Origin of the sequence: Alsobacter metallidurans (assembly GCF_014636935.1) — a bacterium.
GTDB classification, from domain to species: Bacteria; Pseudomonadota; Alphaproteobacteria; order Rhizobiales; family Beijerinckiaceae; genus Alsobacter; species Alsobacter metallidurans.
Genome location: NZ_BMES01000003.1, coordinates 476316 through 489676, shown reverse-complemented (window position 1 = coordinate 489676; position 13361 = coordinate 476316). Strand labels below are relative to the sequence as shown.

15 protein-coding genes are annotated in these 13361 nt (G+C 68.1%); 7 read left to right on the top strand and 8 right to left on the bottom strand.

Going from position 1 to position 13361, the window contains the following annotated elements; translation table 11 throughout:
* Positions 1-69: 69 nt before the first annotated feature.
* Entirely contained in the window at positions 70-1221 is a 1152-nt protein-coding gene (locus IEV99_RS23255; protein ID WP_188520216.1) for an extracellular solute-binding protein, read from the bottom strand.
* Between the two features lie 413 nt (positions 1222-1634).
* Here IEV99_RS23255 and IEV99_RS23250 point away from each other — a divergent pair, with 413 nt between their 5' ends.
* The gene (locus tag IEV99_RS23250; RefSeq protein ID WP_188520215.1) at positions 1635-3023 is read left to right on the top strand and encodes an NAD(P)-dependent oxidoreductase; all 1389 of its coding nucleotides are present in this window, start codon (positions 1635-1637) and stop codon (positions 3021-3023) included.
* A gap of 11 nt (positions 3024-3034) precedes the next feature.
* Positions 3035-4348, top strand: a complete 1314-nt coding sequence (preA, locus tag IEV99_RS23245) for an NAD-dependent dihydropyrimidine dehydrogenase subunit PreA (RefSeq protein WP_188520214.1) — start codon at positions 3035-3037, stop codon at positions 4346-4348.
* A 51-nt stretch (positions 4349-4399) separates the two neighbouring features.
* Here preA and IEV99_RS23240 read toward each other — a convergent pair whose 3' ends face one another.
* Positions 4400-5284 (bottom strand): SMP-30/gluconolactonase/LRE family protein, encoded by an 885-nt coding sequence (locus IEV99_RS23240; protein WP_188520213.1) that lies wholly within the window; start codon positions 5282-5284, stop codon positions 4400-4402.
* A 157-nt stretch (positions 5285-5441) separates the two neighbouring features.
* Here IEV99_RS23240 and IEV99_RS23235 point away from each other — a divergent pair, with 157 nt between their 5' ends.
* From IEV99_RS23235 to rplT, 4 genes are all read left to right on the top strand, one after another.
* Positions 5442-6179: a GntR family transcriptional regulator gene (locus IEV99_RS23235; RefSeq protein ID WP_308469389.1), complete on the top strand. Its 738-nt coding sequence runs from the start codon at positions 5442-5444 to the stop codon at positions 6177-6179.
* Entirely contained in the window at positions 6176-7099 is a 924-nt protein-coding gene (locus IEV99_RS23230) for a dihydrodipicolinate synthase family protein (protein ID WP_188520212.1), read from the top strand. The genes IEV99_RS23235 and IEV99_RS23230 overlap by 4 nt, the downstream gene beginning before the upstream one ends.
* A 180-nt stretch (positions 7100-7279) precedes the next feature.
* Positions 7280-7480 carry a 50S ribosomal protein L35 gene (rpmI, locus tag IEV99_RS23225; protein WP_188520211.1) on the top strand — a complete coding sequence of 67 codons (201 nt, stop codon included), beginning with the start codon at positions 7280-7282 and terminating at the stop codon, positions 7478-7480.
* Positions 7481-7520: 40 nt separating this feature from the next.
* Positions 7521-7889 (top strand): 50S ribosomal protein L20, encoded by a 369-nt coding sequence (gene rplT, locus IEV99_RS23220; protein ID WP_188520210.1) that lies wholly within the window; start codon positions 7521-7523, stop codon positions 7887-7889.
* Positions 7890-7953: 64 nt separating this feature from the next.
* Here the strand turns inward: rplT and IEV99_RS23215 are convergent, their stop codons facing one another.
* Positions 7954-9183 (bottom strand): MFS transporter, encoded by a 1230-nt coding sequence (locus IEV99_RS23215; protein WP_188520209.1) that lies wholly within the window; start codon positions 9181-9183, stop codon positions 7954-7956.
* 174 nt (positions 9184-9357) lie between these two features.
* On the opposite strand from IEV99_RS23215, the gene IEV99_RS23210 reads away from it, so the two are divergent.
* Positions 9358-10167, top strand: a complete 810-nt coding sequence (locus IEV99_RS23210; protein ID WP_188520208.1) for an NAD-dependent epimerase/dehydratase family protein — start codon at positions 9358-9360, stop codon at positions 10165-10167.
* A 4-nt stretch (positions 10168-10171) separates the two neighbouring features.
* On the opposite strand, the gene olsA is transcribed toward IEV99_RS23210, so the two are convergent.
* The 5 genes from olsA to IEV99_RS23185 all read right to left on the bottom strand — a co-directional run bounded on the left by olsA (position 10172) and on the right by IEV99_RS23185 (position 13347).
* Positions 10172-10975 (bottom strand): lyso-ornithine lipid O-acyltransferase, encoded by an 804-nt coding sequence (gene olsA / locus IEV99_RS23205; RefSeq protein ID WP_188520207.1) that lies wholly within the window; start codon positions 10973-10975, stop codon positions 10172-10174.
* 5 nt (positions 10976-10980) lie between these two features.
* Complete coding sequence (locus IEV99_RS23200; RefSeq protein WP_188520317.1) at positions 10981-11358, bottom strand: Fur family transcriptional regulator; 378 nt, start codon at positions 11356-11358, stop codon at positions 10981-10983.
* A 137-nt stretch (positions 11359-11495) separates the two neighbouring features.
* Positions 11496-11921: a GNAT family N-acetyltransferase gene (locus IEV99_RS23195; RefSeq protein WP_188520206.1), complete on the bottom strand. Its 426-nt coding sequence runs from the start codon at positions 11919-11921 to the stop codon at positions 11496-11498.
* Positions 11922-11976: 55 nt separating this feature from the next.
* The gene (tsaB, locus tag IEV99_RS23190; protein WP_188520205.1) at positions 11977-12660 is read right to left on the bottom strand and encodes a tRNA (adenosine(37)-N6)-threonylcarbamoyltransferase complex dimerization subunit type 1 TsaB; all 684 of its coding nucleotides are present in this window, start codon (positions 12658-12660) and stop codon (positions 11977-11979) included.
* An 81-nt stretch (positions 12661-12741) separates the two neighbouring features.
* Positions 12742-13347 (bottom strand): malonic semialdehyde reductase, encoded by a 606-nt coding sequence (locus tag IEV99_RS23185; protein WP_188520204.1) that lies wholly within the window; start codon positions 13345-13347, stop codon positions 12742-12744.
* Positions 13348-13361 lie beyond the last annotated feature (14 nt).

The following is a 13361-nucleotide window of genomic DNA, read 5'->3' as shown; positions in this document are numbered from 1 at the left end:
GAGGGTCGTTCAGGCGACGGCCGTGGACGGGCGAAGCAAGCCCCGCCCGTCCAAGGCGTGTCGCGGTCGTTACGCCGACATGAACTTCTTGGCGTATTCGGTGCGCTTGCTGATGAACCAGGACGGCTGGGCCGGCCACCACCAGAGCTTCTTCAGGGCGTCGCCCGGATAGGCGGTCTGGAAGAACTTCTTGGCGTTGGCGTCGGCGAGCTCGACCGCGCCCTTGGAGGTGGAGTTGGCCCCATAAGCGGCGGCCCAGGCGGCGCCGCCCTCGGGCGAGTTGATCCACGAGATCCACGCGTAGACCTGCTCGAGGTTCTTGGCGCCCTTCAGCAGCACGAAGTTCTGCAGCCAGCAGACGGTGCCTTCCACGGGGGCGATGTAGCCGACCGGGAAGCCCTCCTTCATGAGCGCGGCCGCCGAGGTGTCCCAGCACATGCCGACCGTGCAGCCGTTGGTGCGGAAGGCGCCCTGGGCCTCGTTCTCATTGGACCAGAACTGGGCGACGTTCTTGCGCTTGGACAAGGCGAATTTGAGGATCGCGTCATAGTTCGCGGTCATCTTGGCTTCGTCCGTGAAGCTCTCCTCGAACTTGTGCGGGAGCTTGCCCTGCGCGTCGAGGCCGCGGCCGATGGCGACGAGGCCCGAATGGCCGCGCAGCGTCAGCTTGCCAACGTATTTGTCGTCGAACAGGTCCATCAGGCTGGCCTTGCCATAGACCATCGGGGCGTCCTTGGCGTGGTAGGTCAGCGACTCGCTGCCCCAGACCGAGGTGGCGCCGTAGCGCTTGCCGTTGATCGTCAGCGCGTTGGCGGCTCCGCCCTGGAGGAAGGCCGGATCGACACCGTCGATGTTCATGCGCTTCTCGTCCCAGGGCTGGACGAAGTCATTGTCGGTCCAGCTCAGCAGGCGGTCGGAGGTCGGCTCGCAGATGTCGAAGCTGCCGTTAGTGGCCGCGCCGGTCTTGGCCTGCGCGACCATTTCGTCCTGGCTGCCGTAGCCGGTGAAATTCACCTTGATGCCGGTCTTCTTCTCGAAGAGGGCGAAAACCTTCGGGAACTCGTCGTAGCCAGCCCAGCCGATGAAGTTCAGCGCGCCGGACGACGCCAGCGAGCCGCGGATGATGGCCGGACAGGCGACCGTCAGGGCGGCGGCGGCCGCACCCGTCTTGATCAGCCCGCGCCGGGAAATGAGCCCGGCCTCGTTGTCGCGCTTCGTCATGATCTTACCCTCCGGATGTCAGCCGTGGCTCGGCCGCGGCCACCGCGCCCGAACCGGACGCGATCGTTCTTTATTGACGCCAGTTTACGGGGCCGTGACGCAAAGGGAAGACGCCAAAACGGGCTTCCCGGCGCGACCTCGAGCGGCGCGGTGGATGGGCGCGTGCGATCATGGTTCCCCTCCCACGGTCGTCCGGCGGGGCTTTCACCCCGATGGGAAGCCTAGGGTTGCGCCGGTCCGGCGCGCTCAGGCTTTGCGACGATGATTTGTCACATTGCGACAGCTGCGTCGCCTCCGCGCGTCGCCCGGGCTTGCGGGTCGCTTGACACCCCGCCGATCCGGCCTCAACCTGACCAAACGGTCAGGATTCAGATGCGCGGCCGCGCGCGTTTCGGCGAAATGGGAGGGGAACCATGAGCGCCAACCGAAGCACCGCCGGGATCGCGTCCGGGCGCTTGAGCACGGCCGAGTACACGGCCAATTTCGGCGACCTCCATGCGCCGCTCGACCGCCATGAGGCCCATGTGGAGGCCGATCGCTGCTACTTCTGCTTCGACGCGCCCTGCCAGACCGCCTGCCCGACCTCGATCGACATCCCGCTGTTCATCCGCCAGATCCAGACCGACAACCCGATGGGCTCGGCCGAAACCATCCTGAAGGCCAACATCTTCGGCGGCATGTGCGCGCGGGTGTGCCCGACCGAGACCCTGTGCGAGGAAGCCTGCGTCCGCAACGAAGCGGAGGGCAAGCCGGTGAAGATCGGCCTCCTGCAACGCTATTCCACGGACGCGCTGCTGGACCGCGGCCATCAGCCGTTCCGGCGGGCGCCCGCCACCGGCAAGCGGATCGCCGTCGTGGGGGCGGGACCGGCGGGCCTCTCCTGCGCACACAAGCTTGCGGAGCATGGCCACGAGGTCACGGTGTTCGAGATCAGGCCGCGGCTCGGCGGCCTGAACGAATACGGCATTGCGTCCTATAAGGCGCCGGACGATTTCGCCCAGCGCGAGGTGGCGTTCATCCTGTCGCTCGGCGGCATCACGGTGGAAACCAACAAGCGGCTCGGCCAGGATTTCGATCTGGCCAGCCTGCGGGCGGATTTCGACGCGGTGTTTCTCGGCGTCGGGCTCAGCGGCGTGAACCAGCTTGGCCTTGTGGGCGAAGGCGAACTCGGCGGCGTGCTGGATGCGGTAGACTGGATCGCCACGCTGCGGCAGACGCCCGACAAGTCGAAGCTGCCGGTTGGCCGCCGGGTGGTCGTGATCGGCGGCGGCATGACGGCCGTGGACGCGGCCGTGCAGGCCAAGCGCCTCGGGGCCGAAGAGGTCACGATCGTCTACCGCCGCGGCCAGGACGCCATGAAGGCCTCCCTCTACGAGCAGCAACTGGCGCAAACTAACGGCGTGCTGATCCGCACTTGGGCGACCCCCGCCGAGCTGACCGGCGACGCCGGGCAGGTCACGGGCGTCACCTTCGAGCGCACCGCCGAGGTCGCCGGCAAGCTCGCCGGAACGGGCGAGCGCTTCACGCTCCCGGCCGACATGGTGCTGTGCGCGGTCGGCCAGCTGCTCACCCCCGGCGATCTCGGCGGCGCGGATGCGCTGGCGCTCTCGGGCGGCCGGATTGTCGTGGACGACGAGCGACGCACCAGCGTGCCGGGCATCTGGGCCGGCGGCGATTGCGTAGCGGGCGGGCAGGACCTGACGGTTTCGGCCGTGGAGGACGGCAAGCAGGCCGGCCTCAGCATCAACCGCGCGCTGATGGGCGCCGTCGCGACGGCCGGCGCCGCGCACGCGGCCGAATAATGGAGGGCGTCATGGCGGATCTGCGCACGAATTTCCTCGGCATCCGGTCTCCCAACCCGTTCTGGCTGGCCTCCGCGCCGCCCACCGATCGCGAGGTCAACGTCACGCGCGCGTTCAAAGCCGGCTGGGGCGGCGTGGTGTGGAAGACACTGGGCTCGGAGGGCCCGCCGGTCGTCAACGTGAACGGCCCGCGCTACGGCGCGATCCATGGGGCCGACCGGCGCCTGCTGGGCTTCAACAACATCGAGCTGATTACCGACCGGCCGCTGCAGGTGAACCTGCAGGAGATCAAGGCCGTCAAGAAGGCCTTCCCCGACCGCGCCATGGTGGTGTCCTTGATGGTGCCCTGTGACGAGGAGAGCTGGAAGGCGATCCTGGCCGCCGTGGAGGAAACCGAGTGCGACGGCGTGGAGCTGAATTTCGGCTGCCCGCACGGCATGTCGGAGCGCGGCATGGGATCGGCAGTCGGGCAGGTGCCCGAATACATCGAGATGGTGGCGCGGTGGTGCAAACAGCACACGCGCATGCCCGTGATCGTGAAGCTGACGCCCAACATCACGGACATTCGCCACCCGGCGCGGGCCGCGAAACGCGGCGGCGCAGACGCGGTGTCGCTGATCAACACGATCTCGTCGATCGTGTCCGTGGATCTCGACCGCATGGCTCCGACGCCCACGATCGACGGCAAGGGCTCGCATGGCGGCTATTGCGGCCCGGCCGTGAAGCCGATCGCGCTCAACATGACGGCCGAGATCGCCCGCGACCCCGAAACGCACGGCATGCCGATCTCGGGGATCGGCGGCGTCACGACGTGGCGGGATGCCGCCGAGTTCATCGCGCTGGGCTGCGGCACCGTGCAGGTCTGCACGGCCGCGATGACGTATGGCTTCAAGATCATCGACGAAATGACGGCGGGCCTGTCCAACTGGATGGACGAGAAAGGCTACGCGACCCTGGACGACTTCCGCGGCTTGGCGACGCCCAACGTCACCGACTGGCAGTACCTGAACCTGAACTACGTCACCAAGGCGGTGATCGACCAGGATCTCTGCATCAAGTGCGGGCGCTGCCACATTGCGTGCGAGGACACCTCCCACCAGGCGATCGCCAACATGGTGGACGGCCGGCGCATGTTTGTCGTCAAGGACGAGGAATGCGTCGGCTGCAACCTGTGCGTCGAGGTTTGCCCCGTGCAGAACTGCATCACGATGCAGCCCATGGCGGCGGGCTCGGTGGATCCGCGCACCGGCCGGGTGGTGCAGCCGGGCTACAGTAATTGGACCACGCACCCCAACAACCCGATGGCGCAGGTCGCAGCGGAGTAGGGCCTCGATCCTGGTATGGCCGGGCTCGGCCCGACCATCGCCCGGGCGGCCTCAGAGCGGTTCGCCGAAGCGCGCCACCTTGGCGCCGGGAACATCCACCTCGAACCGGATCAAGGTTCCGGCCTGGTAGACGCCGGTGCGGTCGGTCGCCAGCGAGGTGACGTACAGGGTCTTCAGGTCCGGACCGCCGAAGCACGGCATGGTCGGCGAAGCCACCGGAAGCATGAGCTTGCGGTCGATGGTCCCGTCGGGCGCGATGCGGTTCAGGCAGCCGGCCGAGACCCCCGCCGACCAGTAGTACCCCTCGGCGTCACACGCCGCGCCATCGGGGCGGCCTTCCTCTTCCTCCATGACGCGGATGCGCCGCTGGTTGGACAAGGCGCCGGTGCGCGGATCGCAGTCGAAGGTCTGGATGAAGCGCAGGCGACTATCGGAGTGGAACAGCCGCCGGCCGTCCGGGCTCCAGGCGAGGCCGTTCGAGGTCATCAGCCCATCCGTCATACGCTGGCAGGCTCCGTCCGGGGTGACTCGATACAGCGCCGCGATCGGCTGCTTCTGCTCGGGCGGACGATCGTCCATGCTGCCGACCCAAAAGCAGCCATCCGGCCCGACCTTGCCGTCGTTAAGCCGGTTGCCCGGGATGTCGGGCTCAGGCGCAACCAGCAGATCAAGCGATTCGGACCCGAAATCGAACAGGTAGACGCCCGTTTTCAGGGCTACGACGGCGCGACCGTCGGGGCACAGACCGAAGCTGCCAATCGCGGACGGCATCGTCCAGCGCTTCATATCGCGCGTCTCGGCGTCGATCCGAAACAGCGCCGGCGCGGCGATGTCGACGAAATAGAGCGCGTTCTGGTCGGGCGCCCAGACGGGACTCTCGCCGGTGCCGAGCGGGATGTCGATCAGGTGTTCGAAGCGGGGCGTTTCAACTCGCATGGCTGTTCCTTCGGGCCGTTTCGCGACGCAACTCTCGTGAGGTCTTGCCTTGCACAACGCATAGCTCGTCCCAACCGGCTTGGCTGCCGGCTCGCTTTGATATATCAGATCGCAACAGCGCGCTCATTCCGGCCGCGCCCTTGGTGGACGTTTCCGAGTGTCGGTAAAACTTGGCCCCGTGGATCCCGCGCTTCTGAAAGGCTTGCGGGATCATGTGCACGAGCACCTTCGGCGCGCCATTATCGCGGGCGAGCTTCCGGCCGGCTCATGGCTCAACGAGCGCGCCATGGCGGAGCAACTCGGGGTTAGCACCACGCCTCTCAAGGAGGCGCTGCGACGCCTCGAATCCGAGGGCCTCGTCGCCACCGAGCCGCGCCGCGGAGTCCGGGTGACGTTCGACGCCGGCCAGGCGGAGGAGATGGGCCTCGCCCGGGCGGCGCTGGAAGGCATGATCGCCCGCATGGCGGCTGACCGGATCGACCCCGCCGGCGTGGAGCGCCTGCGCGAGGTGGTCGGCCGCATGACAAAGGCCACGCAGGCCGGCGACGTCGCGGCCACGATTGACCTGAACGAGGAATTCCACGACGCAATCCACGACATCTCGGGGTGTCGATACCTGCACCGCCTGATGGTGGGCCAGCGCATCTATGTCCACACGGCCCGGGCCGTGATCCTGGGCGACGCCGAGGAGCGGATCCGGGCTCTCGGCGAGCATACCGCCATATTCGAAGCGCTGGCGCGCCGCGACCCCGAGAACGCCGAGCGCTGCATGCGCGACCACGTGCTGCGGTCCGTCCGCCACCATGTGAAGACGGCGTTCGAGGGCCGCCCGCCGGCGGATCCCGACGGCCGCCAAGCCCCCATTTCGGAATCCGCCAAGGAGCAGACCCCATGACCAGCCCCCGCCTTCAAACCGCGTTGCGCGGCATTTCGGGCGTCCATGTCACGCCGTATGACGCCGACGGCGCCGTCGATCAGGCGCAGTTGGCCCGGGTGATCGACCGTATCGCGGCCGGCGGCATCCACAACATCGTGTCGGCCGGCAACACCGGCGAGTACTACGCGCTGACCCCGGACGAAGTGCGGTCCGTGCACGACGGCGCCACCCGGGCGAACGCCGGCCGGTCGCTGTTGACAGCCGCGGTCGGTCGGTCGCTGAAGGAAGCGATCGAGCTCGGTCGCCGCGCCAAGGCCGGCGGGGCGGACGCCATCATGGCGCACCAGCCGATGGACCCGTTCGCGGCTCCCCAATCCCAGGCCGCCTATTTCATGGCCATCGCGGACGGGGTCGATCTCCCTCTCGTCGCTTATGTGCGGTCGGACGCCATGAAGGCGAACGAGCTCATGGGCATCGCCAACCACCCGAATGTGGCGGCGGTGAAGTTCGCCACCCCCAACCTGATGCTGCTCGCCGACTGCGTGCGCGCCAGCGGGCCCGAGACGGCCATCTGGGTGTGCGGTCTGGCGGAAGGCTGGGCGGCGCCGTTCTACGCGGCCGGCGCGCGCGGCTTCACGTCCGGGCTCGTGAACGTCGATCCGGCGCGGTCGCTGCGGATCCACGCGGCGCTGGAGAGCGGCGACTTCGCGGCTGTGCGCGACCTCGTGAACACCATCGCGACCTTCGAGACCATGCGGACGAAGTTCGGCAACGGCGCCAATGTGACGGTCGTGAAGGAGGCCATGGAGATGATCGGCTTCCGGGTCGGGCCGGTGCGGCTGCCCGGCCTGCCGGCGCTGGACGGGGCCGATCGCGAGACGCTGCGCGGCGTGCTGTCCGGCTGGGGCGTGCTGGACGCCCGGCAAGCGGCGGAATGAAGCGGGCGGGCGCGCGCGCCTGCCTTGATTCCCCCTGCGGTTCTGCTATAGACCGCGCCTTCGAACCGCCCGGCCGTTAGGGCTGCCGTGGCGGTTCTTTTTCGCGCTCATGATGAGACGAACGGTTCTCACGAACCGACCAAGAAAACCGGGGACGGCGTGCCGTCCAAGGAGAGCAAAATGCCCAAGATGAAGACCAAGTCGAGCGCCAAGAAGCGCTTCAAGATCACGGGGACCGGCAAGGTTCTCTATGCCCACGCCGGCAAGCGGCACGGGATGATCAAGCGGACCAACAAGCAGCTCCGCAACAACCGCGGCACGGCCGTCCTCTTCGAGGGCGACGCGGCCAACGTGAAGAAGTACTTCCTGCCGAACGGCTGATCGCCCCGGCTCACTTTTTTCAAGATCCAGGAGATCAGCCATGTCCCGCGTCAAGCGCGGCGTCACTTCGCACGCCAAGCACAAGAAGACCCTGAAGGCCGCCAAGGGCTTTTATGGTCGCCGCAAGAATACCATCCGCACCGCCAAGGCGGCCGTGGATCGCGCTATGCAGTACGCCACCCGCGACCGCAAGGCGAAGAAGCGCACTTTCCGGGCGCTCTGGATCCAGCGCGTCAACGCAGCCGTGCGTGAGTTCGGCCTCACCTATTCGCGCTTCATCGACGGCCTGAACAAGGCTGGCGTCGAGGTGGACCGCAAGGTTCTGTCCGACATCGCCATCCGCGAGCCGGAGGCCTTCAAGGCCCTGGTCGAGAAGGCCAAGTCCGCCCTGCCGGCCCAGGCCGCCTGAGCGACGGCGACCTGTCTGACTGCAAAACCCTCGCCGGGCGACCGGCGGGGGTTTTTGTTTGTTTTCAGCGTGGCTCCGCGACGAGACGGTCGCGCTTCCAGAGCCCCGGAAACAAGCGGGCCCACAGGACCGCCACCACGACGGTGCCGACACCGCCGACCACGACGGCCGGAACGGCCCCGATGGCGGCCGCCACCACGCCCGACTCGAACTCGCCGAGTTCGTTGGACGCGCCGATGAAGACGCTGTTCACGGCCGCGACGCGGCCCCGCATGGCGTCCGGCGTCTCCGATTGCACGAGCGTCTGACGTACATAGACGCTGACCATGTCGGCCGCACCCAACGCCACCAGACAGGCGAGCGACAGGATGAGATTCGTGGACAGGCCGAAGATGATGGTCGCCACCCCAAACAGGCCCACGGCGAAGAACATGGTCCGCCCCGCCCGGTGCTGCAGCGGCCTGGACGCCAGCGTGATGGACATCGCGACGGCCCCGATCGCGGGCGCGCTTCGCAGCATGCCGAGACCGACCGGGCCGACGAACAACACGTCGCGCGCGTAGATGGGCAGCAGCGCGGTCGCGCCGCCCAGCAGCACTGCGAAGAGATCCAGCGAGATCGCGCCCAGGATCACGGGCCGCTCGCGAATGAACACGATGCCGGCCAGCAGCGTGGCGAGCGTGGTCTTTTCCCGAACCGGGGCCCGTTCTCCGCTGCGGATGAACGCGATCAGGAGCGCCGAAGTGGCGAAGGAGGCCAGCGCGGCCGCGAACACCACGGGCGGGCCGAACGCGTAGAGGATGCCACCGACCGCCGGGCCTGCAATGGACGAGGTCTGCCAGGCGGAGGCGTTGAGCGCCACCGCGCTCGCAAACCCATCGCGGCCGACCAGATTGGGCAGAAGAGCCTGGCTGGCCGGGTTGGCGAAGGCCCGGGCCGAGCCCACCACCACGGCCAGCGCATAGATGGGCCAGACTGGGGCTTTGGGGTTCAGGGCAACGAGCAGCAACCCGAGCGACGCGAGCGCGACCACGCTCCAGCAAAGGCTCATGATCCGCCGCCGGTCGAAGCGGTCCGCCACGTGGCCGGTGACGAGCGCCAGCGCGAGCGCTGGCAAGAAGGCCGCCAGGCCGACGAGCCCGAGCGCCAACGCGCTGCCGGTGCGGTCATAGACCAGCCATCCGAGCCCGACATTCTGGATCTGCATCGCAAGACCGGACAGGAACCGCGCCGAGATGAACAGGCGGAAGTCGCGCGACCGAAGTGCGGCCCAGCCGCTGGCGTTCCTGATCATCGGGTCCTGTTGGGTCGAGGTTTGCCGGCCGTACCACGCCCGGTCTCGGCGTGGCGCCCTCCATCGCGCAGGGCTGCCCGGGCGCGGGACGCGGAATGCGACGGCTTGCCCGGTGGCTTCGATCTGATATTTCAGCTCGAGGCGTCAGCCAAGGGCGAAGAACGAGGACACGCGATGAAGATCCTGATCACCGGCGGCGCCGGACATGTGGGCCGCAAGCTCAGGCGCGAATTCGCCGGGCGTTTCGCCCTGATCCGCACTTTCGACATGGCGCCGGCGGAGCCGATCGGGCCTAACGAGGAAAGCGTAGTCGGGGACATCGCCGACATGGCGGCGGTGGAGAGCGCCATGCAGGGGATAGACGCCGTGATTCACATGGCGGCCGAGCCCAACGAGGCCCCGATCGAGACGATCCTGCCCGCCAACGTCATCGGGACGTGGAACGTCTACGAGGCGGCGCGGCGCTGCGGCGTGAAGCGGGTAATCTTCGGATCCAGCAACCACGCGGTCGGCTTCTACCCACGGACACAGCGTATCGACGAGCTCGCGCCGGTGCGGCCCGACAGCCGCTATGGCCTGAGCAAGTGCTGGGGCGAAGCGACGGCCGCGCTTTACGCCGACAAGTATGGGGTGAAAAGCCTGATCCTGCGGATCGGCAACGCCGCCGACCTGCCCGGCAGCGAGCGCGCGCTGGCGATCTGGGTGAGCGGACGCGACCTCGCGCAGATCTGCGCCATCGGGCTGGAGCATCCCGACATCCACTGCAACGTGGTGTTCGGGGTCTCGAACAACGCGGCTTGCTGGTACGACAACTCGGCCGCCTACCGGCTTGGGTACAAGCCTCAGGACCGCGCCGAGGACCACACGGACGCCGCGATGGCGGGCGAGGTAGGCCAGCAGCACGAGCCGGCGGACCTGTATTTCCAAGGCGGTCCGTTCTGCGCGCGGGAGTACGCCGGCGGGATGATCCCGCCGAAGTCGTGAGGGGTCAGCCCTCAGTCGGCCCGCGTCCTGTGATCAGGCGCGCATAAGCGGCCCGGATCGTGGTCTCGCAGATGCGGGTCACGGCCTTGCGGTTCGAGTCGACACCGAACGGGATGGGCTCGCCCCATTCCACCACGGCGTCGATTGGGGCTCCGGCGATGATCGGCCCCAGATGGGGCAGGAGATCCATGTCGCCATACCAGGCCAACGCGGCGCGGTCCTGTCGCCCTACCGGCAGGCCAGCGCGCCGCGGATAAGCAACTGTGAGCGGCTGAACGGTGACGCTGCCGGTATGACCCGCTTCCGCGATGGCGTCGCGGGCGGCGCCGATCACGGCGGACTTGAAGGGGAGGACGCGGCAGCCGTCGCTGGTGGTGCCTTCGGCGAAGAGCACGATGGCGTCGCCGCCGGCGAGACGCTCGGCGATCTCCCTGTTGGCTTCGGCCGCGCCCTTGCGGCGCTGGCGGTCAATGAAGATCGACCGCTGCAGCCGCGCGAAGGCGCCGAACACGGGCCAGCTGGCGACTTCCTGCTTGGCGATGAAGCTCATCGGGGCCAGCGTCGAGATCACCACGATATCGAGCCAGCTCGTGTGGTTGGCGACCACCAGCACGGGCCGCATCGATGCGGGCGCGCCGCGCACCTCGATTCGGATGCGGAACAACGCGCAGACAAAGCGATGAAAGCGCCGCGGCAGCGTGTGGGCGACGCGCCAGCCGGCTCTAAGGGCGGTCCATTGAACCGCCATAAGGACGAGGGTTACCGGAACGAGAACCGCCAGCACCGCGGCCAGGCGGAGGCGGCGCATCGCGGCTAGCTCTTGCGGTCGTCGTCGAGCGGCACAGCGTAGAGTTCCAGGCGGTGGTCCACGAGCCGGTAGCCAAGGCGTCGCGCGATCTCGGCCTGAAGCCGCTCGATCTCCTCCGAGCGGAATTCGATGACCTGGCCGGTTCGGAGGTTCACGAGGTGATCGTGATGCTCTTCGGGCGTGCGCTCGTAGCGTGCGCGGCCGTCCTTGAGGTCGAGGCGGGCGATGATGCCTGAATCCTCGAGCAGCTTGACGGTGCGGTACACGGTCGAAATCGAGATGCCCCGGTCGATGTCGTGGGCGCGACGGTGCAGTTCCTCGACGTCCGGATGGTCCTCGGCCTCGGCGAGGACGCGCGCGATGGTGCGGCGCTGGCCCGTCATCCGCAGCCCGGCGGCGACGCAGCGCTGCTCGATGGGGTTGTTCCGTGGCTGGCGACTGGGACTCACGAGCGACCGCCGAATTGCAACTGGGTCGCCCTTATAGGAAAAGCCCGTCCGGTCGTCCACCGCCCGAGAGGCTAAGCCAGTGTCCGCCGAAGCACCAGGGCGGCCGCGGCGGAGCCGTCCGGCTTGCGGTAGTAGCCGGCGCGGCGGCCGACCTGCTCGAACCCCGCACGCGCGTAAAGCGCCCGCGCGGGCGCGTTTCCCTCGTCCACTTCCAGGAACAGCGTGCGTACGCCCCGGTTCACGAGCGCGCCGAAATGCGCCTGCAGCAAGCGCCTGCCGAGGCCGCCCCCTTGGCGGCGGCGCGCCACCGCGATGGTGAGGATTTCGGCCTCGTCGAGGGCGACGCGCGACAGCACGAATCCATCCAGCGCCTGCCCGGGGCCGATGCCCTGGCCCACCACGGCGCGGTCGAGCAGCATCGCCTCGCACTCGGAGGCTGACCAACCCGCGTGAAAGCCCTCGGCGTGCAGCGCCGCGACCGCGGCCGCGTCCTCCATGCGGAGCGAGCGGACGGAGGACGGGGCGGAGCTCAAAAACGGGATGCGCACCGCTTCACCGACGCGGAATGCGGTGATGATCCTGCGGCTTGGCGTCCGGCGAGCGAAGGTAGAAGGGCTTTGGCAGCGCCATTTCGGGGCGCGCCGCCATGCCGAGCTTCGCCACCCAGCCGATGTCGGGAGCGGGGCCAGCGTCCACCACGGCGGCGTCCAGCCCCGCAAACCTCGCTTCGGCGCATAGCGCTTCAGCGCCGGAGCCTACGACCAGCACGGGCCCGGAGCCGATCTGCCGAACCACGTCGCGCAGCAGGATCACACGCGGGGACATCACCGCGCGTCCCCCCTGCCCGACGACCTGCGCGTAGACGTGCCCATGCCGGGCGTCGATTGCGACCGCCACCAGGGCGCGGACGCCGGAGGCGATGAGCGGAGCCGCATAGGCTGACAATGTCGTGACGCCCACGGCCGGGACACCTGCGCCGAGCGCGATGGCGCGGGCGGCCGAAATGCCGACCCGCAGGCCCGTGAAGCTGCCGGGTCCGATCGTCACGGCGACGCGATCAAGGGATCCGAAGCCGCCGTCCACGGTTTTCATGACCCGTTCGAGCATGGGCATCAGCGCTTCGGCATGGCCGCGCGCCATTGGCTCGGATTCCATGGCGACCGGGTTCTCGACCCCGGACTCCATCACGCAGACCGAGCAGGCCTCCAGCGCGGTATCGATGGCGAGAATGCGCACCTTGTGCTCCACGACGGGGCGCTTCGAACCGCGCCCTGTCGTGTGTTCGCAGAAAATGCCCGCGAGGTGAAGCCCGCGCGCTCAGGCGATCGTGCAGAACTCCTCGAAGTCGAGGCGGGGGCTGCGCGGGAAGAGACTGGCGGGATCGCCGTAACCGAGATTGCAGATGAAGTTCGACTTCACCTTGCCGTCCGGGAAAAAAGCGGCGTCCAACGCGGCGTTGTCGAACCCCGACATCGGGCCACAATCGAGCCCGAGCGCACGGGCGGCCAGCATCAGGTAGGCGCCCTGGAGGGAGGAGTTGCGGAAGCCGGTCGCCTCGATGGCGGCGGGCTTGCCCTCGAACCAGCTGCGGGCGGTCGGGTTGTGCGGAAACAGCTTGGACATGTGGACGTAGAATTCGAGATCATAGGCGACGATCGCCGTCACGGGCGCGGCGAGGGTCTTGTCACGGTTGCCCTCGGACAGGGCCGGGGCCAGCTTCTGCTTGGCGGCGGCCGACTTCACGAACACGATGCGGGCTGGCCCGGAGTTCGCGGCGGTCGGGCCCATTTTCATGAGATCCGCGACCTGGCGCAGCAGGTCGTCCGAAACGGGCTTGTCCAGGAAGGCGTTGAACGTACGCGCGTCGAGAAACAGCTGGCGCAGGGCGGCGTCGGTGAGCGGCGCCTTCAGGGTGTCGAGCATGGTCGGGGATCCTT